General features: G+C 34.4%; 20 protein-coding genes. 6 read left to right on the forward strand and 14 right to left on the reverse strand.

From position 1 onward, the window contains the following. Window positions 1-227: 227 nt before the first annotated feature. The 10 genes from QUF99_RS17235 to QUF99_RS17280 all read right to left on the reverse strand — a co-directional run bounded on the left by QUF99_RS17235 (window position 228) and on the right by QUF99_RS17280 (window position 13,065). The gene (locus tag QUF99_RS17235) at window positions 228-1,358 is read right to left on the reverse strand and encodes a Ger(x)C family spore germination protein (protein ID WP_289371527.1); all 1,131 of its coding nucleotides are present in this window, start codon (window positions 1,356-1,358) and stop codon (window positions 228-230) included. Beyond that, complete coding sequence (locus QUF99_RS17240; RefSeq protein ID WP_289371528.1) at window positions 1,355-2,458, reverse strand: GerAB/ArcD/ProY family transporter; 1,104 nt, start codon at window positions 2,456-2,458, stop codon at window positions 1,355-1,357. The genes QUF99_RS17235 and QUF99_RS17240 overlap by 4 nt, the downstream gene beginning before the upstream one ends. Next, the gene (locus QUF99_RS17245) at window positions 2,445-3,881 is read right to left on the reverse strand and encodes a spore germination protein (protein WP_483298635.1); all 1,437 of its coding nucleotides are present in this window, start codon (window positions 3,879-3,881) and stop codon (window positions 2,445-2,447) included. The genes QUF99_RS17240 and QUF99_RS17245 overlap by 14 nt, the downstream gene beginning before the upstream one ends. 407 nt (window positions 3,882-4,288) lie before the next feature. Beyond that, window positions 4,289-5,335: a DUF2332 domain-containing protein gene (locus QUF99_RS17250; protein ID WP_289371530.1), complete on the reverse strand. Its 1,047-nt coding sequence runs from the start codon at window positions 5,333-5,335 to the stop codon at window positions 4,289-4,291. 184 nt (window positions 5,336-5,519) lie between these two features. Then, a complete protein-coding gene (locus QUF99_RS17255) occupies window positions 5,520-5,882 on the reverse strand; it encodes an NIPSNAP family protein (protein ID WP_289371531.1) in 363 nt (120 codons plus the stop codon). Window positions 5,883-6,320: 438 nt separating this feature from the next. Further along, window positions 6,321-8,342, reverse strand: coding sequence for a serine hydrolase domain-containing protein (locus tag QUF99_RS17260; protein WP_483298606.1), 2,022 nt, complete (start codon window positions 8,340-8,342; stop codon window positions 6,321-6,323). A gap of 220 nt (window positions 8,343-8,562) precedes the next feature. Then, a complete protein-coding gene (gene lsrB, locus QUF99_RS17265; protein WP_289371532.1) occupies window positions 8,563-9,606 on the reverse strand; it encodes an autoinducer 2 ABC transporter substrate-binding protein LsrB in 1,044 nt (347 codons plus the stop codon). Then, a complete protein-coding gene (locus QUF99_RS17270; protein WP_289371533.1) occupies window positions 9,603-10,601 on the reverse strand; it encodes an ABC transporter permease in 999 nt (332 codons plus the stop codon). The genes lsrB and QUF99_RS17270 overlap by 4 nt, the downstream gene beginning before the upstream one ends. Continuing rightward, window positions 10,598-11,575 carry an ABC transporter permease subunit gene (locus tag QUF99_RS17275; protein ID WP_289371534.1) on the reverse strand — a complete coding sequence of 326 codons (978 nt, stop codon included), beginning with the start codon at window positions 11,573-11,575 and terminating at the stop codon, window positions 10,598-10,600. Before QUF99_RS17275 ends, QUF99_RS17270 begins: the two co-directional genes overlap by 4 nt. Continuing rightward, complete coding sequence (locus tag QUF99_RS17280; RefSeq protein ID WP_289371535.1) at window positions 11,572-13,065, reverse strand: sugar ABC transporter ATP-binding protein; 1,494 nt, start codon at window positions 13,063-13,065, stop codon at window positions 11,572-11,574. The genes QUF99_RS17275 and QUF99_RS17280 overlap by 4 nt, the downstream gene beginning before the upstream one ends. 179 nt (window positions 13,066-13,244) lie before the next feature. Here QUF99_RS17280 and QUF99_RS17285 point away from each other — a divergent pair, with 179 nt between their 5' ends. From QUF99_RS17285 to lsrF, 4 genes are read left to right on the forward strand one after another with little or no spacing between them, the layout of a single operon-like run. Then, window positions 13,245-14,195, forward strand: coding sequence for a sugar-binding transcriptional regulator (locus QUF99_RS17285; RefSeq protein ID WP_289371536.1), 951 nt, complete (start codon window positions 13,245-13,247; stop codon window positions 14,193-14,195). Beyond that, complete coding sequence (gene lsrK / locus QUF99_RS17290) at window positions 14,195-15,757, forward strand: autoinducer-2 kinase (protein ID WP_289371537.1); 1,563 nt, start codon at window positions 14,195-14,197, stop codon at window positions 15,755-15,757. The genes QUF99_RS17285 and lsrK overlap by 1 nt, the downstream gene beginning before the upstream one ends. Before the next feature lie 28 nt (window positions 15,758-15,785). After that, window positions 15,786-16,151, forward strand: coding sequence for a cupin domain-containing protein (locus QUF99_RS17295; protein ID WP_289371538.1), 366 nt, complete (start codon window positions 15,786-15,788; stop codon window positions 16,149-16,151). Window positions 16,152-16,157: 6 nt separating this feature from the next. Continuing rightward, window positions 16,158-16,943, forward strand: a complete 786-nt coding sequence (gene lsrF, locus QUF99_RS17300; protein WP_289371539.1) for a 3-hydroxy-5-phosphonooxypentane-2,4-dione thiolase — start codon at window positions 16,158-16,160, stop codon at window positions 16,941-16,943. Between the two features lie 477 nt (window positions 16,944-17,420). On the opposite strand, the gene QUF99_RS17305 is transcribed toward lsrF, so the two are convergent. Further along, complete coding sequence (locus QUF99_RS17305) at window positions 17,421-18,293, reverse strand: alpha/beta hydrolase (protein ID WP_289371540.1); 873 nt, start codon at window positions 18,291-18,293, stop codon at window positions 17,421-17,423. 151 nt (window positions 18,294-18,444) lie between these two features. Between QUF99_RS17305 and QUF99_RS17310 the strand changes: the two genes are divergently transcribed. Continuing rightward, window positions 18,445-19,143, forward strand: a complete 699-nt coding sequence (locus QUF99_RS17310; protein ID WP_289371541.1) for a MerR family DNA-binding transcriptional regulator — start codon at window positions 18,445-18,447, stop codon at window positions 19,141-19,143. Between the two features lie 231 nt (window positions 19,144-19,374). Here QUF99_RS17310 and QUF99_RS17315 read toward each other — a convergent pair whose 3' ends face one another. From QUF99_RS17315 to QUF99_RS17325, 3 genes are all read right to left on the reverse strand, one after another. Then, the gene (locus QUF99_RS17315; protein WP_289371542.1) at window positions 19,375-19,701 is read right to left on the reverse strand and encodes an antibiotic biosynthesis monooxygenase family protein; all 327 of its coding nucleotides are present in this window, start codon (window positions 19,699-19,701) and stop codon (window positions 19,375-19,377) included. 93 nt (window positions 19,702-19,794) lie between these two features. Beyond that, window positions 19,795-21,012 carry an MFS transporter gene (locus tag QUF99_RS17320; RefSeq protein ID WP_289371543.1) on the reverse strand — a complete coding sequence of 406 codons (1,218 nt, stop codon included), beginning with the start codon at window positions 21,010-21,012 and terminating at the stop codon, window positions 19,795-19,797. Between the two features lie 109 nt (window positions 21,013-21,121). After that, window positions 21,122-22,165 carry an ArsR/SmtB family transcription factor gene (locus QUF99_RS17325; protein WP_289371544.1) on the reverse strand — a complete coding sequence of 348 codons (1,044 nt, stop codon included), beginning with the start codon at window positions 22,163-22,165 and terminating at the stop codon, window positions 21,122-21,124. A gap of 171 nt (window positions 22,166-22,336) precedes the next feature. Here QUF99_RS17325 and QUF99_RS17330 point away from each other — a divergent pair, with 171 nt between their 5' ends. Beyond that, the gene (locus QUF99_RS17330; protein WP_289371545.1) at window positions 22,337-22,462 is read left to right on the forward strand and encodes a hypothetical protein; all 126 of its coding nucleotides are present in this window, start codon (window positions 22,337-22,339) and stop codon (window positions 22,460-22,462) included. The last annotated feature ends 136 nt before the right edge of the window (window positions 22,463-22,598 follow it).

A 22,598-nucleotide genomic window follows, 5' to 3' on the forward strand; every position in this document is an offset into this window, starting at 1 on the left:
TCTATATGGAGATATCGAGGAGTTCATATGGAGAGGTTTTATGTTGTAGTGTTTATTCTTACTATAGTTATTTAAAGATAATAGCCTAGTTACGAAAAAGAACCGAATATTGTCAGGTTCAATTCAATCATTATTTTATAAAACATATTTTTGTCATTGTGAAACACATCCTTTATTCATGGATATTCTCGGTGTACACAACAACAGTATTCTTTGAACCGGAACCCTTATCCTCTCATAACCCCAGTATTTTGTATCTTTACATCCGTATTAATATGTATATTAGATTTAGATAACACCTTTACCCAATCTTTTTTTGTCATTTCCCACTCTTTATACTGATATGCTCTGGCATACATGCTTAAACCTAACGGATCTAGTTCATTCTTTTGAATTTTATTAATAATGTTCATTAATTGTTTATTCACTTGTTCTTTTATTTGATGCTCTAAGTATATAGTTTCTTTTTGCTGTTTATTAGTAGTCATACTATATTTAGTATTGGTCCTTTCAATAATGGATAAATCCATATCTATATCTATATCAAAGTGAAATTTTCCACCTTTATAAGCAATATTGATTTTTCTTTTTGCATTTTCTACTAATGCGGTAACAATTTGATGTTTATGTTTAGGGTCATTGAGATTTATATGTAGTAACATACGACCTTGATTGTTCTTGTTATTTAAAAGATTATATAAAGGAACATCTTTACCGGCTATATGTGTTACATATTTTCCTTTGTTATTTAAAAATCCAATGCCTTCTACTTGGATTTTATCTTTTTCTCCTTTAATTAAAGGCATAGTTTGGGTCATTCCTTCTTCATTTCGTTGTCTAATTAATTCTCGAATGCTTGTAGAAACAGTTCTGTTATCATGAATAGAGGAGTGTATTAATTTTTTTATATACATAGGAAGAAAATTACTCTCTTTTAATCTTAAGTTGAATATTTCGTTTATTGTCCCATCAACTAATAACACCTTTATATTGGAAGAACTATATGGATCACGGGAAATTGGGTCAAGCTCATCCACCCAGTAGTTTTTTTGTGCTAAATTTTTACCCACTAACAGGATTTCAGCTTTTGCTGAAGTTAACAAACCAGTAGTTTTAGTATCTATTTTTGAAAACCCACTATATATAGAGGGGGCTTCGACTAATTCCTCTGTAGTATTTTTGCCGTTTTTAGTGTTAAAGAGGGCATTACTCGTACCTACAATTAAATTTCCTTCAGGTGCTTTATCAATACCGATTAACAAAATTAAGGAAGCGTTTTCTAATGTCACACGCTCACTACATCCAGAAAGAAATATGCAACATACTGATATGATTATATATACTTGTTTTTTTATCATTGGTGTTTCCTCCTGGTAAAAATGTTGAAGATATGCACATATATATACAACAGTATTGGTATTATTATAAAGAAAATAAGGTTTAATTTATCCGTAAAGTCATATACAGATATAATTTGATTTGTATTTAATCTAAGGAAAAAGACTATAGAAATAATTATCAGAATGAAACTTATTAGCACTTTGTTATAATGAATTTTTTTAGAGATAACTGTAACAGAATACGAAGCAAAATATAAATACGGGATAAATGTAGTAGAAAACACTAATAAATAATAAGAAATGTAAATGATTTCGAACCTTTCTAAAAATGCAAACCGAACTCCTTTTAATAAATAAAATACAGGCCAAGTAAAAGTTCGAATTCCCTGCGGACTGATATGTAAGAAGCAAAGAATGGTTACATATAACATAAGTAGCATTGTTAATGTATTAGCTATAATAATTCCTTTTACTGCTTGCTCCTTTTTCTGTAAAAAAGGGTACAAAAAATACGCTATCTCTAGCCCCGCATAGGGCGTAATCATGTCTTTTAACCCCTGCAAAATAAGAAACCAGCCATGTTTTAAGACTGGCAATAGATGTTCGGGATAATTACTACTTTTTAAAGAAAAAATGAGAAGTGCAGGTAACAATAAGGTAAAGAAAAACACAAGCTCACTATATCTTGCAATTGATTGTATGCTATCTCTGGCTAAAATATAAAAGGGAATGAGTAACAATATAACAATTTGATAAGAGGGTATGGACGGGAAAATCCATACTTTTACCATATCAATTCCTCTAAGTAGAGTATTAAAGCCTGCAAAGGCCAAATAAAAACTATAAAACAGTATCAGCAGCTTCCCCAGCCATTTACCAAAATATTGGATAAGTAAATCAAAAAAATTCATGTTGGGATTTTTATTCATTGTAACAATGATAAGTATTCCAACTATATTCGTAACGCCCCACCCTAAAATAATAGATATCCAGCCATCTGTTCCGGCAGTATTTGCAACAGTGTTGGGTATTACTAATAGACCAGACGCAGTTTGTATTGTGTGAACAAATAAAATATATTGTATAAGTGTTATTTTTTCCATTTTAGGATTGTTCATTAGAATCACCTTTGTTAGATCGTAGGTTTTTCTTTTTCTTTTGTTTTGGATTAGATGTGGATGAACGAGTTGTAAGCAATGGAGTCGGAAGACGAATAAATGTGTCTTTCAAATCCTCTAATCGAAATGGAGACATAGGCACTCCATACGGTGTACCAAACGATTTTATCGTAACAATATGTGCCATCAATATCATAACTCCACTCACAATTCCCACAATGCCATAGAAATAAGCTAAAAGCATCATGGGAAAACGAATTAAACGAATACAACTAGATAAGTCATGGTTTGGAACAACAAAAGAAGCAATGGCAGTAATGGAAACGATAATGACCATAATATTGCTTACAATACCTGCCTGAACAGCTGCTTGACCAATTACAATTCCCCCGACAATGCCAATGGTTTGTCCGATAGGTTGTGGTAAGCGTATTCCAGCTTCTCGTAGCATTTCTAGAGTAAATTCCATAATTAACGCTTCTATCATAGGAGAAAAAGGTACCTTAATTCTCGATTTTGCGATAGATATATATAAATCTAATGGTATAACCTCAAAATGAAAAGAAACGATACTAATGTATACGGCTGGTAAAAAAATTGCAATAAAGAAACCTAAAAATCGCAGTAAACGTATGAAAGAGGCGATACTCCAATTAACATTATAATCATCAGGTGTTTGAAAGAACCCTATTAAATTCACAGGAATAACCATTGCACTTGGAGATCGATCAATTAAGATTGCAGCTTTCCCATCAAGGATATGATTTGCAATTGCATCTGGACGTTCACTTAATAAACTTTGTGGAAATGGTGTAAAAAGACGATCATTAATGTAATGAGAAAGCTCCCCTATACTAAGAACCGTATCTGTTTGAATCTCTTGTATTCTTGTTTCTGCTTCTTGAATAACAGCATCATTGGCTACGTCTCCTAAATAAATTAAATAGACAGAAATAGTTGCACGTTCTCCTACCATTAATTTTTTAATTTTTAATTCTACAGAAGGGATATAGCGGCGAATTAATCCTATATTTTTGGAGGCATTTTCTAGAAAACCATCATGTGATCCTGTAATAGATCCTTCTGAAATAGGTTCTTGCACTGCCCTTTCAGACCACCCTTTTGTATTGATAACAAGTGCACCTAGCTTCCCATCCATAAATAACACGCTTTGTCCCTCTAACAGGCTATCTACGACTTCATTCCATGTAAAAACTTCTATTGTATATGTAGCAATAATATTAGATTGAAATACCTTATTATCCTCATCCAGACTATGTAGTAATGGATAAATAACATTATCTTTTAATGCAATACCGTCTGTCAGTCCTTCGAAATAATATAATGTTATATGTGTTTCAGTTTTTAATTGTAACGGATGTTCAACTAAATCAGCACTTTGGTCAAATATTTGATTTATCATGCGCTTAATATCAGGTAACTGTGTTGTAGAGATAGGACCATATTGTCTTTTTAATTTTTGAGTGTTTTGTTTAGACAATCTCATTACCTTCACCTGATCCTTCATATAATAAATTCCATAAAGTCCTTATAACTATCTGTAGTATTTTAATTTATTATGTATATTATTCTAAAGATGTTTAATAAACATGAATGACCCCTCCTTAATATCATAAAATTCAGTTATATTTCCCGGAATTAAAATGACCTAGGGTTTTTAGAACTTCCCCTGATATATCTACTCTTTCAAAAATAATAAAGAAAAACAGTTTTAGATAAGGTCCAAGAATTATGTGGTACCCCTACAATGAAAAAACAACCAATATCGGCTGTTCTTTCCTTTTATATATATGATTTTACATATGTATCCTAGCATAACGATTTATCTTCTAGCTTCCAGCTAAACCACCGTGCATGTCCATCTGTTTCCCCAACTGTTTCGTTATATTCTTTCCCGTTTATAAAGTAATCAAGATGAAGGTCTCTATCCCACATATTGTTATAGAGATGAAAAACATCCCTTGTAGTCCCAATCTCTTTAATCTGTTCCACCAGTTTATGTTTAACATTCTCTGGTATTTGATTTGCTACATGTGTATGGAATATACAAATTACCGAGTCTTCCGGAATTCGTTCTGCAATTTCTGAAAGAAGAGATACCCCGTCCCCTTCTATTAGTTTTACAGATTGCTCTTTTAAACAAGTAGCAGCATAATCAAACATTTCAAGTCTCTCTTTATGTTCAGGCCAAATGAGCGACCGTAACCATAAGTAGTCTTCCTCATTAGATACATCATTTATATGTAAATCAAGTCCTATTCTTTCTTCTACAGGTGGACTATTTGGTAATAAAAATGGTTGATTCTCACCTTTTATTTCAGATTTCAAGTGAACTTTAGAATTTACATTTCCATACACTTCTTCTGTTCCATATGAATAACAATATTGATCCCAAAATAACTGTAAACCTGCACTTGTCCCAATTTCAATTAACGATACAGGTTTTTTTACTTGATCATAAATATAACAAAAACTTGGGTACAGATAAGTACACCGTCTTACTTCATTCGTTTGTACTAACTTCGTTTTTAAAATTGAAATAATCTCGTCTCTGTACAGTTTGCAAAAATTCTTAAAGTGTTTAAAAGAATGTGTCATATTTTTTTCAGGATTTGAGGCGATACTACCATAGTATTGTTTTAATATATGGTCATTCCCTTTTAGTAACAAATAGTGAACTGCACCAAGTAACAAATTTGGAATGGGTTGTCCTGGCTGAGCATGTGAAGCTAGTGCAAGCAATTCACTGTCCTCAGAAATTTGTAATGATAAGTGCTCATATAAATCACTTGATCCTTTGCATTCTTTCACAGAAAAGTTCCTAAATAAGTTGGAAATTTGTTCTGGGTTAAGCATTCATATTCCCCCTAATCACCGTTCTTTAACTTAATATTCAGAATAATTTTATCATAAAAATAATAATTGGTACATTTTTACACTCTTATTTCAATGTGTCAGTCGGTATTGTAAACCCATCTCATAAAAATATTTCTACCACTAAAACTGCTCTTTAAAAAATGCATAGAGATAAATCAATACTTTAGTTTTTTGAACATATATTTTCATTGTTCCAAACAGTAGTTTCCAAAAAGTCCTCTTTACTATTATCCTTCAAAGAACTTTTCACTTTCTCTCTTCCCATTTTATCAAACCAACTCTGTACACGTTTCACATGCTCTTTATCAGACCTAACTTTCGCTTCAATTTGTTCATAATCCTCATAGCTATCATATTCCCAAATCGCAAAAATCTCGATTCTATCATCATTTCCCTTTGTCATCCATCTCCCTATTAATCTTGCTCCATACTTCATTTGTGTAGGTAATAAAGTCTCATTGAAGTGTCTATTAAACTCATTTACTATACTTGAATGAACTTTGTATGTTTTTCTACGAAAAATCATTTACACGCAACCTGCTTTCTTGAATTAAAATATTTTCCTAAGTGCGTCAAACCTATTTTTTAATAAACCTTCATACAAATTTTGTTGATTAAGAATGTACAATCATTACTTATATACCTTCTACTTCAAGGATCTGTAATATTTTCTCCCTACGTTCTTGAGAAAACATAATATCCACTTCTTCTCTTAACCTTCCATTTCATTCTTTCTTTTTCCTTTATTCCGGTTTCTTTCGTTTTTATTCTTGTATATTATGATGTTAGTTTCTTTTTCGTTTCATTAAGTTCTACTTTAGAAACAAAAAGGCCCATCCTTATACAAAGGTTGGACCTTTCTCTTTACAGAAACACGAAATAGCTATTACATAATAAGTAAAGGTTTCTTAAAAAATAAACTTTCTTCTATTATAGATTACTTTATTTTTTATCACTTTTTTCTTTAACTACATAGCATCACATAATAAAGCAGTGCTGCCGCTTCTTGCCGTTTTATCTGCTGTTTAGATAGGTAATCGGCTGAACCATCTTGATTATACACAACTTCAGGGCCAGTAAAATGATATGCTACAATATTTTTAACAGCCTCAGTTGCCCAATCATTCGTTTCTCCTTTTAAAGTTACTTCTTGTGCCGGAGGTGGCAATTGGACCGTTTTGATATAGCTCCAAGCAAGCCAAGCTGCTTCTTGCCTTGTAATTTCGCGGTCTGGTGAAAAGTTTTCACCCTCTTTTTCTCTTAATACACCTAACTCATATAATTTTTGGATATGCGCTGCATACGGATGTCCTTGCACATCTGGGAAAACAGCAGGATTTTTAGAAGGTGGTGTAAAATATAATGCGTTAGATAACCAAGACGCAAATTCTCCACGTGTCATCGTTGCTTCTGGTACAAACTTATCGTCTTCCTTCGCCTGTAGAATCTGCATGAGTTGCAAGGAATCAATATAAGGTGCATACGTATTGTCAGTACCTACATCTTGGAATCGTTTCGGTTCCGATAGTTTCAATGCTGTACTAGCAGAATTCCAATAAATCATCTCTTTTACGGTTCCATCTTTATTTAATTTAAAAGCCAAATATTGTCCCGTGTCATCTTGAAAAAGTAATGGATCTAATTGTTTGAGTTCCTGCTTACCATTAAACTTATCACTTACTATTAATTTACCTTCACTTGCTTCTACTCTTGTAATAACATTTTTTATTCGCAAGTCACGGTAGTATCCCTCAAACTTTTTCAATTCTTCTTTCGAAGGGTTTAAAACTTCTGGTTTCGGTGACGGGTCCGGAAAATAATGATTCATGAACTTTTTAAATAGTTGATCTCGAAACTGAGAAGAATTTGTATTGTATACAACAAAAACCCCTGTATTTTGTTCAGGTATTAACCACATTAATGAAGAAAAACCTGGTATATCTCCGCCTTTTCCAAACACATATTGCCCATTATGATTTTGAGGAGAGAAAAATTCAAAACCATACGCCATATTGGGATATTTGGGATGTACAGCATACCGAGTCTTATGCATTTCTTGAACAGATTCTTTCTTTAAAAGCTGTTTATCATTTCGTTTTCCATCATTTAATTGTGCAATCATAAAATTTGCAACATCACTTCCAGTAGAAAACATACTACCTTGTGGCATATCTGTTGGTTTAATTTCATAAAAAGGAATAGCTTCTCCATTTTCCTTATAGCCAGTCGCAAGTTTTTTCTCAATAAAAGGAGTCATTACAAAGCTACTGTTTTGCATCTGTAGTGGGTTGAAAATATTTGTAGCCATATATTTATAGAATGGCATACCAGAAGTGTTTTGTACGATATATCCTTGGAGCATGGAAGCGAAGTTGTCATATGTGAAACTATCCCCTGGCTTGCGTACAACCGCGGGCATATTTTTCTCGACATAATCTTGTAGACGAGTATATTGATTAATATTTCCATGTATATCATCCGGTCTTGGATCAACATAATCAAATCCCGTTGTATGAGTTAACAAGTTCTCCATCGTAACTGGTTCACTAAAATTATTTTTATACGTAAGTCCTCCCAAATAATTCGTAATATCTGTGTGAAGATCAATCTTTCCTTGTTCCACCAGTTGCATAACTGCCGTAGCAGTAAATACTTTTGAAACCGAGGCTAGACGAAAAACTGTATTTGTTGCATCAACCTGTGTTTGCTTTTCTTTATCAGCATATCCATATCCTTTTTGCAATACTACCTTTCCATCTTTTACAACGACAAAAACAGCACCTGGAACATGTTGTTGATCCATTCCTTCCGAAACAATTTGATCAATAAATGTTTCAACTTCTTTCGGATTATTAGGTCCCGGTAAATTTTGATGAGCTGCTTCTACTGATGTCACATCCATACTAAAAAATAAAGAAGAGAAACTTATACATAAAATAATTAGAATCCCAAAATACTTTCTTCTACTCTGTAATCTTTTTTTCAATACAATTCCTCCTTTTATTTCTGAATGAATAAATTTCTTACTTCATTGCTCTCCTTTCTTATTCTAATTACACGAAACATCACCCATATATTACCACTAACTACCATCTATTGCAAGGTACCTTTTATTAATTATTCTCAAAATATACAAAAAAACAAGTCTCCCTTCCTATCTACTGTCCATATTAACAGTACATGAAAAGGAAACTCTATTCTTTTTACTAAAAATTATATTTCTCAATATTCTCCTTCGTAAACACAACCCGTTCAGGCAATACAATAATGCCGTTACCTTCCGCTTCATAGTCATAACCTTGAATGGAGTTTGGCTCTACCTTAACTTTTCCAATTCCTGGTACTTCGAAACTATCGCCAACTTTTAATTTTTTTCCTTTCACAACCATTTCATTTGCAACATACGTTGCGAGAGCTCCTTGCTGTTTTACATCCCACAACCCAAATTGCTGCACTGTTCCGCGTTTTACATAATCACGCATAACGTTAGGTGTTGAGAATCCGGTAACAACGACTTTTTTATCCATTTTTAAATTTTCTGCTGCTTGTGCCATAGCTGGAAGTGCCGTTGCATCCGGGCAAATAATAGCATTAATATCTGGGTACGTTTTCAAAATACTTTCTCCTACTGACAATGATTTTTGCGCATTATTTTCTCCATACTGAGTTGTAACAATTTCCCATTTTGGATATTTTTCTTTAATAATCTCTTTTGCTTTTGTTACCCATTGATTTTGATCTGTTACGGTTGGACTAGAATAAAAGAATGCAACCTTTCCTTTATCACCAATTTGTGAGGAAGTCATTTGAATTAACAGATTGGCAAGTTGTTCTGGAGTTCCTTGACTAATATAGAAAGAACGATCTTTTGGATTCACATCGGAATCCCATGTTAATATGGTCATCCCTTTTTTCTTTGCTCGTTGCAATGATTGTGAAAGCCCATCAACAGAAGTTGATGAAACCATGAGTGCATCATAGTTTTGGTTAATAAAGTTGTTAATATATTTGACTTGGCCTGATACACTTGCTTCAGATGGACCATCATACTTCACATTTACACCAAGTTTATCTCCCATTTCTTTTGCCCCTTCACCACCTGATGTAAAGAAGCCAACACCTGTTAATTTAGGAATGAATGCAAACTTTACGTCTTTTGTTTTTTTCTTATCTGATTTTTGACTAGAACATGCAATAAGTCCTATCATGCAGACTATGATCACGATAAAGATACCTAATTTTCTTTTCATGATACTTCCTCCTTATGCAATCTCCATTTTCCTCTTCTGAAAATGCGTTGTAGCTTGGAATGCCTGATTATAACAGAAAGAATTAAAATAATACCGATAACTACATTGGACTGCTCATTTGTTAGTCCCGACATTTGCAAACCATATTGCATGATTCCAATAAAAATACTGGCAAGAACTGTACCAAATATGCTTCCTTTTCCACCAGTAATGAGAGTTCCGCCTAATACTACCGCTGTAATAACTGGTAAAATCGCTTCATTACCTAAATCTGCACGGGCTGAGCCAAAATATGCTGTAAGGAATGTTCCCCCTAATCCACCTCCTAACCCAGAGAGTATGTACGCCAAAATTATAACTTTGTTCGTTTGAATACCTGAGTATTTTGCAGCCTTTTCATTCACACCTGTCAGCACGACATAACGTCCATATTTTGTTCGGTGCAGTAAAATTGAAAACCATACTGTCAAAAGTAAGAGTAACCAGAGTAAATTAGGGATTGTAAGGAAAGTACCGTTTGCAAGCTGTACAAATGAATCTGGTAATCCACTAATTCCCTCATATCCAGTTGCATCAGATCCCCCTGAAATGACAAGAGCAATCCCTGAATATAAAAACATGGTTCCAAGCGTGACAACGAGTGGTTCCACATCCGTCATTTTAATAATGATTCCATTTATTAATCCTGCTAAGGCACTTATAAGAAGAGCGATGATTACTGATAAAATCATCGGTGTTCCATTCATCCAAAGTACGCCAATAACAATAGAGGTAAGCCCCATAACAGCTCCGACTGATACGTCAATTCCACCCGTTACAATTACAAGCGTCATTGGAATTGCTGCAATTGTAATAAAAATAAAATCATTCATGCTAAATAACAGATTTCCTATATGCAAAAAATCAGCATTTACCAAACTAAACAGGGTAAACTCTAATAATAACAAGAGCAGTAGGACACCTTCCCACCTCAAAATTCCACGTGCATATTTCATGGATTCACCCCTCTCTCTTTTAAGTGTTCTTTCAGCTTCCATTTTTGCAAAGTGCTATCTAATATAATAATAAGTAAGAGCAAAAACCCTGAAATTGCACTGTTCCAAAACGCAGGCACTTTCAAAAAGACGAGTGAACTACTAATTACTTCTAAAAACGTTGCACCTAGAGCCGCTCCAAACACAGAACCTGTTCCGCCTTTTAAATGAATTCCACCGAGCACAGCCGCAGCAATTACTTGTAATTCAATCCCCGTTCCCGTTTGATTCGGAACAAATCCAATATTCATCACAAATAGGCATCCGGCAATCGCTGCACTTATCCCTGAAATCATAAACGCACAGATTTTCACGATATCTACCGGAATACCAATAAGACGTGCACCGTCTTCATTATCTCCAACCGCATAGAAATATCTCCCGAATGAAACTCGTGTTAAAAACACATAAGAAATAAATAAGATTCCAAAAACAGTCCAAACAGTGACTGGAATCCCTAACCATGTTAGGGAAGACATTTTTTTATAATAGTTCGGAATATCTTCAATCCATTTCCCGCCTGTGTATATCAACATAAGTCCCCGAATAATTCCTAGCATGCCAAGTGTCATAATAATTGCGGGCACACGACATTTTGTCACTCCAATTCCATTGATGATACCAATGACAGTACCTAGTAATAACGTAACAATCATCCCAGTAGCTGCGTTATTCCCATTTGTTAAAAGCATCCCGCAAACAGCAGCACTTAAGCCCATAATAGATCCAACTGATACATCAATATTTTTGGTGAATAATACAAAAGATTGACCGATTGCCAGAATAACTAAAATAAGGCTAGATTTAATGATAAGGGATAGGGTATCGAATTGAACGAAATCATGATTGATTAAGCCTACGAATACAAAATAAAGTAGTAACAAACAAATAATAGACGTTTCACGCATCCTCATGACATATATAACATGTTTCATTTATCTATACCCTCCCCAGCACCGTAGGCAAGACGGGTAATTTGATCCAATGAAACGGTTTCTCCTTCTAACTGAGACAATAGCTCACCACTTCTCATTACATATACACGGTTCGCTAACTGTATGATTTCTTCTGTATCCGAAGAGATTAAAAGAATTGCAAGACCAGCTCGTTTTAGTTCTTCAATTGCCGCATATACTTCTAATCGTGCCTTTGCATCAATACCACGTGTTGGTTCGTCAAGAATAATCACTCTTGGTTCACACGCCAAATATTTTCCTAACACAACCTTTTGTTGATTTCCTCCCGACAAAGATGCCATTTCTTCATTTGTATCGTTTACTACAATCCGGAATTTTTGTATATACGATTCCGTTAAAGCGCTTTCTTTTTTAAGATTTAAAAAGAAGGAACTTAATCGATATAAACAAACCGATGTTATATTTTGTTGTACAGACGCAATTGAAAAAATTCCGTTTCCTGCTCGATCCTCAGGAACATAGACGATTCCAGCATCTAATCTTCTTTTTGTAGACCAATTTGTAATCGGTCTCCCCTCCAATAAAACACCCCCATTTGTTGCGGGAATCATGCCATACAGAACCTCTGCTAATTCTGTTCTACCTGATCCAACAACACCAGCAATTCCTACAATATCTCCGGCATTTACTTGAAGTGAAACATTGTGAAAAGCATAGCTAGATAAATCTTTCACCTCTAATACTTGTTTGGATGATTTCGTATCCGTGTATGATTTCTCTTGATTTTCTGCTGGTTTATAACCTTTTGGCAATAGTCCGGCTACTAACATATCGTACGTATAACTTGATACATGACCTTGACTAGCAATGATCCCATCACGCAAAATCGCTACTTTGTCAGCAATTGCAAAAATTTCTGGAAACCGATGTGTAATATAAATCATGCCAATGCCTTGTTCCTTTAAGTTTTTCATCACAACAAAGAGACTCTTAATTTCATGGGCTGTTAACGTGGATGTCGGTTCATCTAAAATCAGAATCTCTGCTTCTCTTATAAGTCCTCTCAATATTTCTACTAATTGTTGCTGGGCAATTGATAATGAATATGCACGTGTACGAAGCTTTAAATCCCATCCAAGCTGTTCCATCAAAGCGTGCAGTTTTGCACGAATGTCTTTCTTGTTATACTTCAATCCAATACATATATTTTCTTCAATCGTCATATTTGGGAAGATGAGCGGCTCTTGTGGAATTAAATAGATGCCATTTCGATGTGCTTCAGCAGTGTTTGAAAAGCTTACTGTTTTTCCTTTCACATTGATTTCACCTTCATCACATGAGTATAAGCCTGTTAATATTTTCATTAATGTTGATTTCCCAGCGCCATTTCCACCTACTAAAGCAAATACTTCCCCCTGTCTAAGTTCTAATGTAATTCCTTTTAATACTGGCTGCTGTGAGAAAATCTTTTTTATATTTGTCACTTCTAACAATGGAACTGACTTCATATATGTTCACCTACCTTTTCAGGTAACAATTTTTGAGAAACTGATTTTTTGTTCTACTGGTTTTGTAGCATTGTATATCCCTTTTTTTATATCTAGAACTTATTTTTCTCAAGGATATTTCCTGACTCATACGGTATAAACAAAAAAATAGACACATATGTTTAAGCAACGGTCAATTGTTGAAGGGAATGAAGAGCATGACACAGCTGAACTTTGAAGAAAATTTGTTAACAAAAGTAGCCTGGTATTACTATAAAGATCATTTAACACAACAAGAGATCGCCTCATTACTTCATATTTCAAGAAATAAAGTTGTTCGTTTACTGGATAAAGCACGTACAGAAGGAATTGTAACCTTCCATATAAAAGGGACTGGTTTACATTGTTTAAGTATTGAACGTGAACTTATAAAAACGTTTCATTTAATGGACTCTTTTATTATTCCTACACCAAAAGAAGATTTCCCTCACTCATTAGGAAAAGCAGCTGCACAATATTTAGAAACACATCTACAACAAGGTGATTTACTTGGCATTGGCTGGGGCGAAACAATTTCAAAAATGCTAGAAAGCATGAATTTCGAATCATCTATGCAACTTTCAATCGTTACACTAACGGGTGGTGTAAATCATTATCTCCCTAGAAAACCAAGCTATTTAAATCAAGTACAAGGGCAACTTCATATTATTCCTACACCATTTTTAGCATCTACAGATGACATGGCACACAGTATCCATTCTGAACCATCGGTCAAGGAAATGTTGCACGTTGCTTCCTTGGCAAATACCGCAGTTGTTGGAATTGGAGGCCTGTCCCATGATGCAACTATTTTAAAAGAAGAAAAGATGACGCTTCGTGAAATGACTTATATTCGAAATCAAAATGGCGTTGGTGATATTCTCGGACAGTTTTTCAATGCCTATGGTGATTTGCTTCAACTTCCCCATCATGAACGTCTGATCGGAACCCCTCTTTCTGTTCTTCGAAATATGAAGCATGTAGTTGGAGTTGCTGGAGGGATAGAAAAAATTGATGCAATATATGGAGCGTTAAAAGGCGGATATATCCATACACTTATTACTGATGAGGGAACTGCTCTTTCTTTATTAAAAAAGGAAGGTGAAACATAATGTCTGCTCTATTAGCATACGATGCTGGCACTGGGAGCGTTCGAGCTGTTCTTTTTGATTTACAAGGAAATCAGCTTGCTGTTAGTCAGCGAGAGTGGATTCATACAACTGACTCTCGTTATCCTGGTTCTATGAATTTTGATGTAATGCAGAACTGGGAGCTCATTCAGGAATGTACGAAAGACGTACTGCAAAAAAGCAAGCTTCTCTCTTCATCTATTAAAGGAATTAGTGCAACAAGTATGCGTGAAGGATTTGTTTTATATGATAAAAGCGGTCAGGAAATTTGGGCATGCGCCAACGTTGATGGCCGCGCTTCTGTAGAAGTAAATGAACTTAAAAAAATCCGTTCCCATCTTGAAGAGGATTTGTATAAAAAATCGGGGCAAACCTTCGCTCTAGGCGCTCTCCCTAGATTACTATGGATTGCCAAGCATCAGCCTGATATATACGAAAGAGCTCAATCATTTACGATGTTAAACGACTGGATTCTCTATAAATTATGCGGCGAATTACAAATCGATCCTTCCAATGGATGTACTTCAGGTATTTTCCATTTACAAAATAGAAACTGGGAGAAAGAGCTCGCCGAACAATGTGGTTTATCTTTATCATTTACTCCGAAAGTAAATGAAGCGGGTACTGTCATTGGAGCTGTTACGAAACAAAGTGCTGAGGTAACTGGTTTACATGTAGGAACACCCGTAGTTTCTGGCGGCGGAGATGCACAAATGGCTTCACTTGGTTCCGGAGTCGTAAAGCCAGGACAAACGTTTATTTGCGGCGGCAGCTTTTGGCAACAAGAAATAAACATAACTGCTCCAAAAGTAGATCCAAATGCCCAAATTCGTGTAAACTGCCATGTTGTCCCTACTCTTTGGCAATATGAAACAATCGCCTTTTTTCCAGGTCTCGTTATGAGATGGTTTCGTGATGCGTTTTGCCAAGAGGAAAAACAACTCGCTAGCAACCTAGATATAGATGCTTATGAATTACTAGAAGAACAAGCAAAACATGTACCAGTTGGCTCCCACGGCATTATTCCTATATTTTCAGATGTTATGAATTATATATCTTGGCGTCATGCTGCTCCCTCTTTTATTAACTTAACCTTAGACGCAGAGAAATGCGGGAAGAAAGAGTTGTTCCGCGCAATCGAAGAAAATGCCGCTTTTGTTACGCTAGGAAATTTAAAATTAATAGAAGCATTAACGGGACAGTTTCCTACAGAGGTGGTATTTGCTGGAGGTGCTTCAAAAGGAAAACTTTGGTCACAAATAGTTGCCGATGTACTTGGAGTCCCCGTAAAAGTTCCCGTTGTAAAAGAAGCGGCAGCTTTAGGAACCGCAATAGTTGCGGGTGTTGGTGCTGGTATTTATGATTCGATGGAAACTGTTGCCGAGCAATTTGTACAATGGGAAACGACCTATGAGCCAAATGCTACAAACCATAAGCTGTATCAACAATTTTATGAAAATTGGAAAGCTGTCTATCAGAAACAACTCCCAGTAGCAGACGAAGGATTCACATCACATATGTGGATTGCCCCAGGTGCTTTGTAACTTATTACATAAAGGAGTGGGTAGCATCATGCTTAAAGTAAATGAAAATGATTTTTCATATCGGTTTGGTGACAATGGTCCAAAATATTTAGTCAAGGGGCCAAATATTGACGTTGGTGTCGTTGTCATTCAACCTGGCCAAGAATTCCAAAACCATTATCATACAACATGCGAGGAAATTTTTTATGCGTTAGAAGGAGAAATAGATTTCTATATTGATAATGAAAAAGTACCGATGAAACAAGGCGATGTCTTACAAGTTGGCCCTCATGAATCTCATTATCTCATTAACCGTTCCGATCAACCCTTTAAAGCTGTCTTTATAAAGTCACCACATTTACAAGAAAAAGATACTGTGCAAACAGAAAACCCTAATTTAAATCATAAGGAGTGATTCGTAATGACTTGGGGATTTAAAAATCGATTAAATACCATTTTACCTGATGGTAAGGCTGTTATGTTAGCAATTGATCATGGTTATTTTTTAGGACCTATTCATGGATTAGAGCAACCATTAGAAACAGTGCAACATTTACTTCCCTATACAGATTCTCTCTTTTTAACACGAGGAGTACTGAATTCTTGTATTCCAGAAGATTGTAAAAGGCCAATGGTTTTGCGTGTCTCTGGCGGGGCAACTGTGGTTGGTAAAGACCTTGCCAATGAAACAATTGTTACACCCATTAAAGAGGCAGTAAGGCAAAATGTTGTTGGGGTTGGGGTATCTGTCTTTGTCGGATCTGACTATGAAACACAAACTGTATCAAACCTAGCAAATGTTGTTTCTGAAGCACACGATTATGGCTTGCCTGTGCTCGGTATTACTGCGGTTGCGAAAGAACTACAAAAACGAGAAGCTCGCTTCTTAGCACTAGCATCACGTGTTTGCGCTGAAATGGGTGCTGATATTATTAAAACCTATTACTGTGAAGGCTTTGAAAAAATTACAAGCACATGCCCTGCTCCTGTCGTCATTGCAGGTGGCCCAAAATTAGATTCCATTGAAGCTGCCTTAACCATTACCTATCAAGCACTGCAAGAAGGAGCGATTGGTGTTGATATGGGACGTAACATTTGGCAATCTGAACATCCTGCTGCTATGATTCAAGCCATTCATGGTATTGTGAAAAATGGATTGAACATTAAAGAAGGATTAGAATTATATAACGACGTTAAAAATGAATAGAAAAAGGAGCTATTCATTTTATCAAAACCTAATATTAAAAAAACATAAAATAAGCTGTTTAACATATTAGTCATGTACAATATGTTGAACAGCTTATTTTAAACGAAATTCAACTAAAGCCCCCTGTTGCTTTGAAATAAAATTTGATCATTTCTGTACTCCTTATTGAATTAAAGTCCCCGATCGTTTAAGTGTTTTTCTTCACAAACAATTCCTCACCCTTTATTATTTGATAATAAAAAAGAAACGACTAATTTCAGTTCTGATCCCAAGCTCTTGAGTCGAATATCATTAGATAACATCACAAACGAGATATTTTTCTTTTTCATTTTTAAAATAATAAGAACAAGAGCTACAAAAAGATCAGACAAACCTGTTAAATGAAATGGAGTGACTAGATTCGTTTCCAGCCACTCTTAAAGATATTTACTTCAAATATCAAATTATTTGTCCACTTAATTTTTATTACTATCTAAACTAGGACAATAAATTATCAATAAACCAAGGCTTTATCAATGGTAGAACAGTAATAGGTTGCATTGCTTTTGTATGATCCATATCATTTCCCTTTATAATTTCTACATTCCAACCTAAGTGTTCTAATTCTTTCTTATTTTTTTGTAATAAACCGACTATATCTATAGTCACACTTCCAAAGTTTTCACCATAAACAATAGTATCTTTTTCTCCTGCGAATGCTAGTTTAGGGATATTCAATCTAACTTGAATTTTTTTATCATCAAAGTCCATTAAATTTTTATACAAAGTAACAAATTGTTTCGTTTGATTTGGATCCAATTTTACTTGTATGTTATCCCAATCAAATTTTTCAGGATTAATATTTTCTTCTTGTTGATATTCAGATATGTTTTGATTATTTAATGTTTGCTCGTGTGTCTTTTCGGTTACTACCATCATTTCTTTATAGGGTCCTTCATATGGTGGGTATCCTCCCATAATTAAACTTTCTAGCCTATTCGTTCTGATTGCTAATTGTAATCCAACTAGGGCCAGCCATGAATAACCATAATAACTAAAATTTCCAATTCCCATTTTATCAGCTATCAATAATAAATCTTTTGTAATATTTTCAGGTGTAAGATTATTGGGATTTGGATTATCAAAAAGGTGCCCTTCATAATCAAAGTGCAAAACCTGAAACTTGTCGGAAAGTCCCTCAATAAAATTCATTCCCAATTCAGGATCTACTCCCCACAATTTTAAGTTTTCAGCTTCTTTACCATAAATCGATTTTTTGGCTATTGGCAACATGATCACTTTACCATTTGGATTTCCAATTAAACCAACTTCCAATTCTGAACCATCATTTAATTTTACAATTTTTTTCATTTTAATAACTCCTTATTGTTTATACTATTATCATACAACTTTCATGCAATATTTCGTTTTTTCATTTTTAAATGTTGACATTATGCTGTTTTTATCTTTTTATGTTAATGTAGCACTTGAAGGTTTTACTTTAATAATAAGGATTGATAAAATGCAAAATATTTTTACCCCTAAACAAATAGCTAATAAACTGAAAGTAAGTACGACCACTTTAAGGAGATATGAAGAACTAAACTTAATTCCTGATGTACCAAGAACAACAAGTAACCATAGATACTATAGTCCAATTCATTTTCAAGCTTTTATTACTATTCGATCGTTATTAAACGGATATGATATACCCGTTGTTTATGGTGTAATGAGAAAAATTAAGAATGGAGATATTAATAATGCACTTTGGTTAGTGAATAATCAGCAGTACAACATTCAAGTAGAAAAACATAGAGTTGAAGAAATACTAACCCTGATTAAAAGCGCTGATTTTACTAAATATGGACATGTCAAAATAACTAATTTTATGAGCATTGGAAAAGTAGCCGAAATTGCTGGTGTAAATACTTCTGCAATTCGACATTGGGAAAAAGAAGGGTTAATTCACTCAGAAAGAAATAAAGAAAATGGATATAGAATTTATACTGTATCTGAATTGAGAAAAATATTAGTCATTAGTAGTTTAAGGAAGACAATATATTATATTGAAAATATGAAAGAACTTTCAAATGACTTAGACACACAAAGTTATACAAAAGTAGAGAGATCGTTCCAGCTTGCATTACAAAAATTAAACAATCAACTCACTATGCAATTTAAAGGCATAACTGAACTAATGAAATATATAGATTTCTACTAAGAGGACTTCCAATCACAATATTTGTTATATTGGTTGGCTTAGTACTAAAGGTTATGTAGCCTAGCTAATTTAATTTTATTAATAACATCATATACATAATAGATAACGCTTTAAATATCTGATTATTCATTCTAATACGTATAAAAAAGAGGATATATGCTCTATATTGAGCTTAATACCCTCTTCTAATCATTGTATGTTTAAACTGATTAGCCTCGTTCTTTCCATAATCTATGATTGTCGAACTGCGCCTTTTGATGATTTCACGTAGTATACACTATGTTCTACATTTAGAATATGATCAGGTTTCGGCTTTCCACGGCTTTGTTTATGCCCTTCGATATGTTCTTCACTCGTTTCCCAGTTTTTCCATGCTTCTTCAGATTCCCAGCGAATCATCACGACTACTTCTTCATCGCCTCTTCTCACTTTCTTAACGAGAACGCTTAGATCAATAAACCCTTCAAACTTTTCAATGATACCTTCTCCAGAAAAATGATTTACAACTAAATCTGAAGTACCTTCTTTTACAGTAATTGTTTTTGTTTCGATAAACATATATTCCACTCCCTTTATTTGCAAATAATTCTATTATTCTTCCATTATAATTGGTTATGATAATTATTTTCAATTAAAATACTTATAATTTACTTAAGCCGATTTATCCCGAATTGATATATCAAGAAATTTAAAGTATGGGAATAGTATACCCGCTAAAGAAGCTACACATATGATTGAACCAATCAGTATATATAATGCTCTTACTCCCCATATTTCACTTAATATCCCTCCAACAAGAACACCAAGTGGCATTGCTCCTCTTATAAGAAATAAGCGTACGGAAAATATTTTCCCCATCATATCATTTGGCACTATTTGCTGACATATCGTCGTGTTATGAACATTAAAAAATGCCATACATACGCCAGCTACAACTTCAATCATTATCGCCAGAATGATACTATAATTCAAACCTAGTGAAATATATGTTAGTCCTCCTATTACTAGAGATCCAAGCATGAGAACACGCCGGCTATGATATTGTACTTTTCCTACTAACATAGAACCGATTACATAACCGAGCGGAAAACCAGCCATAAAGTAACCATACTCGGCATAACTCGCTGAAAGCTCGTCTGTTATATACGGAAGGTTCGTAACCATTGTTACACCTACTCCAAATTGAACAAATGCAAGAAAAACACCAAGCCAAACAATAATTGGTTGTTTAAAGAAATAAGCGAATCCTTCAAGAAATTGTTCTAACCAACTCTTACGAACCATTTTTGGTGCTCTTTTTTCTTGTACAAACAACAACAAGCCCCCACTTATAAATAGAAATAAGCAAACTAAAAGTAAAGTTAACTTTACTCCTACAAACTCAATCATGACACCGCCTAATATCGGGGCAAGAAACATCATAAGACGAGCCATACCATCAATATAAGCGTTTGCTGTCTGTAACTGTTCCTTTGAAACAATAGTTGGTGTGATTGCTTGATTCGCTGGTACATAGAACGGAGTAATAAGCCCTACTACAATTTGCACAGCATAAATGTGCCAAGTCTCTACATTTCCGGTTATCATCATTAATAGCGGTAGTAAAAAAGCAATTCCGCGTATCCACTGAGATACGATCATAATCCACTTCCGACTCCACTTATCAATAAAAGGTCCAATGACAAGTTGTAAAATAAGTGATGGGATAAAGTAAAGCAACCACATACTCCCTAGAGCCATTTTTGAACCTGTTAATTGATAAATGATAATTGAATTACAAAAGGTGCCAAATGCCCCGCCTAATTCTGATATTGCACTTCCAATCCACATAAACAAGAACGCTCGATTTTTCAGAATACTTTTTCCCATTGCACACCAACTTTTCTTTTTATTCTTTTCTCCTTTTCTGTTTCGTTCTACAAAGGTAAAAGGGAAAATTCTTCCCCCTACCTTCTGGTGCGCTTTAATCTTTAGGTAATCATCTATTCAAATAAAGTTCTAATTCTTTAGATAACGACTCAACTGCCGGCTTTTTTAAAACATATTTTGAATCTTGAATATCAACTAACTTAGCCGATCTAAGAATTTTCAAATGATGATGGATTGTTGATTTCCCTATATTCAATTGTTCCGTTATCTCTTGTAATGTACGGTCTCTTTCAAATAATAGTTTAATAATTCGTAGCCTCGCTTCATCGCCAAGAGCCTTATGTTTATGAACTAAAAAGTAGCTTGGCTGATATGGATCTTCGGGGTTTATACTTTCATTTGCGATTGGATAGTGAAACACTTTTGTATCCTCAATATCTGCTTCAATATTCCAAGGACGGTACGTGTATTGGGGGATGAGAAGAACATGATGTACGCTCGGTTCTGGAAGATACGTGACTCCTCCAGTCGCCCACTCTACTAATTCTTCAGAAGTCATTTTTTCTCTCATTTTATTTTTGCTTTCATAGTCCTGTTTTAATATGAGCAAAAGTCTGTCTGCTTCCGGCTCAATAACAGCTGCAAACCATCCTGACATAACAGCACTCAAATGATCTTTGAGTAGTTGTACATCTGCTTTACATATAAATTCAATGTAAGTAGGGAAGAATGGATTGTTGCTTGTGATTTCTTTTAATTCCTGTGTCGCCGATTCTTCCCCCTTTGCTGCAGCCTTTCTTTTTTCTTGATACTTTAATCCTACATATGGAATGCACTTATACTTTAACTCATCTGCTGATAATGTTTTTATGTAGTGAAGAAACTGTGGTAAATCAGTAAAATCTTGTTGATAAAGTAGTTGAAGTAACGCTTTCCACGTATTATGTGTCTTTACAAAATCTAAATGTCCCAACATTTCTTTAGATAAAGATTGTTTTATACTCTCCCACTCATCACGAGACTTTTCTAACGTATCAATGAGTCGATTATGTGTAATGGCTGCAATTCCTAACGCACATTCCCATAATAACGAATACTTCACTTGAACTTCATACGTCTCTCTTTTTCTACTCGTCATATTAAAAACTTCCATTTCATCACTTCCTTTCATGTTATTATTTTAAATTCTACATGTATCGAATTTAATTTTCAATACTTATAGAATATTTTATATTTAGGCTATATTAAACAGTAGTGTTGATATCCGCTAAATCCAAACGAACGTTCTGCGATATAAGAAAAGGATGAGAGTGATTGGTGTCGAATGGCATTATTAAAGAACATTATCCAAGAGATAAGAAAGTTAAGCACAGCTGCACAATATCGTTTAAAGGACTACTTCACTGGCTCTATGACGTCCTATACGGCAAGTAAGATGATAGTGGAATAACAGTTATTATAAAAATATAAATTGAGGAGAACGAAAATGAATTATAATATAGAAGTTTCATTGGAGAATAACGATAAATTTTCAACTTTTTTAAATACAATGATAAAAGAGTTCAATAATGAACACTACTTTAAGA

Source organism: Bacillus sp. DX4.1 (genome assembly GCF_030348195.1).
In the GTDB taxonomy this organism is placed as follows: Bacteria; Bacillota; Bacilli; order Bacillales; family Bacillaceae_G; genus Bacillus_A.

What these genes read in the sequence shown, in the direction of transcription:
- QUF99_RS17235 (WP_289371527.1), bottom strand. Translation starts at nt 1,358, where the DNA reads ATGATAAAAAAACAAGTATATATAATCATATCAGTATGTTGCATATTT.
- QUF99_RS17240 (WP_289371528.1), bottom strand. Translation starts at nt 2,458, where the DNA reads ATGAACAATCCTAAAATGGAAAAAATAACACTTATACAATATATTTTA.
- QUF99_RS17245 (WP_483298635.1), bottom strand. Translation starts at nt 3,881, where the DNA reads ATGATAAATCAAATATTTGACCAAAGTGCTGATTTAGTTGAACATCCG.
- QUF99_RS17250 (WP_289371530.1), bottom strand. Translation starts at nt 5,335, where the DNA reads ATGCTTAACCCAGAACAAATTTCCAACTTATTTAGGAACTTTTCTGTG.
- QUF99_RS17255 (WP_289371531.1), bottom strand. Translation starts at nt 5,882, where the DNA reads ATGATTTTTCGTAGAAAAACATACAAAGTTCATTCAAGTATAGTAAAT.
- lsrB (WP_289371532.1), bottom strand. Translation starts at nt 9,606, where the DNA reads ATGAAAAGAAAATTAGGTATCTTTATCGTGATCATAGTCTGCATGATA.
- QUF99_RS17270 (WP_289371533.1), bottom strand. Translation starts at nt 10,601, where the DNA reads ATGAAATATGCACGTGGAATTTTGAGGTGGGAAGGTGTCCTACTGCTC.
- QUF99_RS17275 (WP_289371534.1), bottom strand. Translation starts at nt 11,575, where the DNA reads ATGAAACATGTTATATATGTCATGAGGATGCGTGAAACGTCTATTATT.
- QUF99_RS17280 (WP_289371535.1), bottom strand. Translation starts at nt 13,065, where the DNA reads ATGAAGTCAGTTCCATTGTTAGAAGTGACAAATATAAAAAAGATTTTC.
- lsrK (WP_289371537.1), top strand. Translation starts at nt 14,195, where the DNA reads ATGTCTGCTCTATTAGCATACGATGCTGGCACTGGGAGCGTTCGAGCT.
- QUF99_RS17295 (WP_289371538.1), top strand. Translation starts at nt 15,786, where the DNA reads ATGCTTAAAGTAAATGAAAATGATTTTTCATATCGGTTTGGTGACAAT.
- lsrF (WP_289371539.1), top strand. Translation starts at nt 16,158, where the DNA reads ATGACTTGGGGATTTAAAAATCGATTAAATACCATTTTACCTGATGGT.
- QUF99_RS17305 (WP_289371540.1), bottom strand. Translation starts at nt 18,293, where the DNA reads ATGAAAAAAATTGTAAAATTAAATGATGGTTCAGAATTGGAAGTTGGT.
- QUF99_RS17310 (WP_289371541.1), top strand. Translation starts at nt 18,445, where the DNA reads ATGCAAAATATTTTTACCCCTAAACAAATAGCTAATAAACTGAAAGTA.
- QUF99_RS17315 (WP_289371542.1), bottom strand. Translation starts at nt 19,701, where the DNA reads ATGTTTATCGAAACAAAAACAATTACTGTAAAAGAAGGTACTTCAGAT.
- QUF99_RS17320 (WP_289371543.1), bottom strand. Translation starts at nt 21,012, where the DNA reads ATGGGAAAAAGTATTCTGAAAAATCGAGCGTTCTTGTTTATGTGGATT.
- QUF99_RS17325 (WP_289371544.1), bottom strand. Translation starts at nt 22,165, where the DNA reads ATGGAAGTTTTTAATATGACGAGTAGAAAAAGAGAGACGTATGAAGTT.
- QUF99_RS17330 (WP_289371545.1), top strand. Translation starts at nt 22,337, where the DNA reads ATGGCATTATTAAAGAACATTATCCAAGAGATAAGAAAGTTAAGCACA.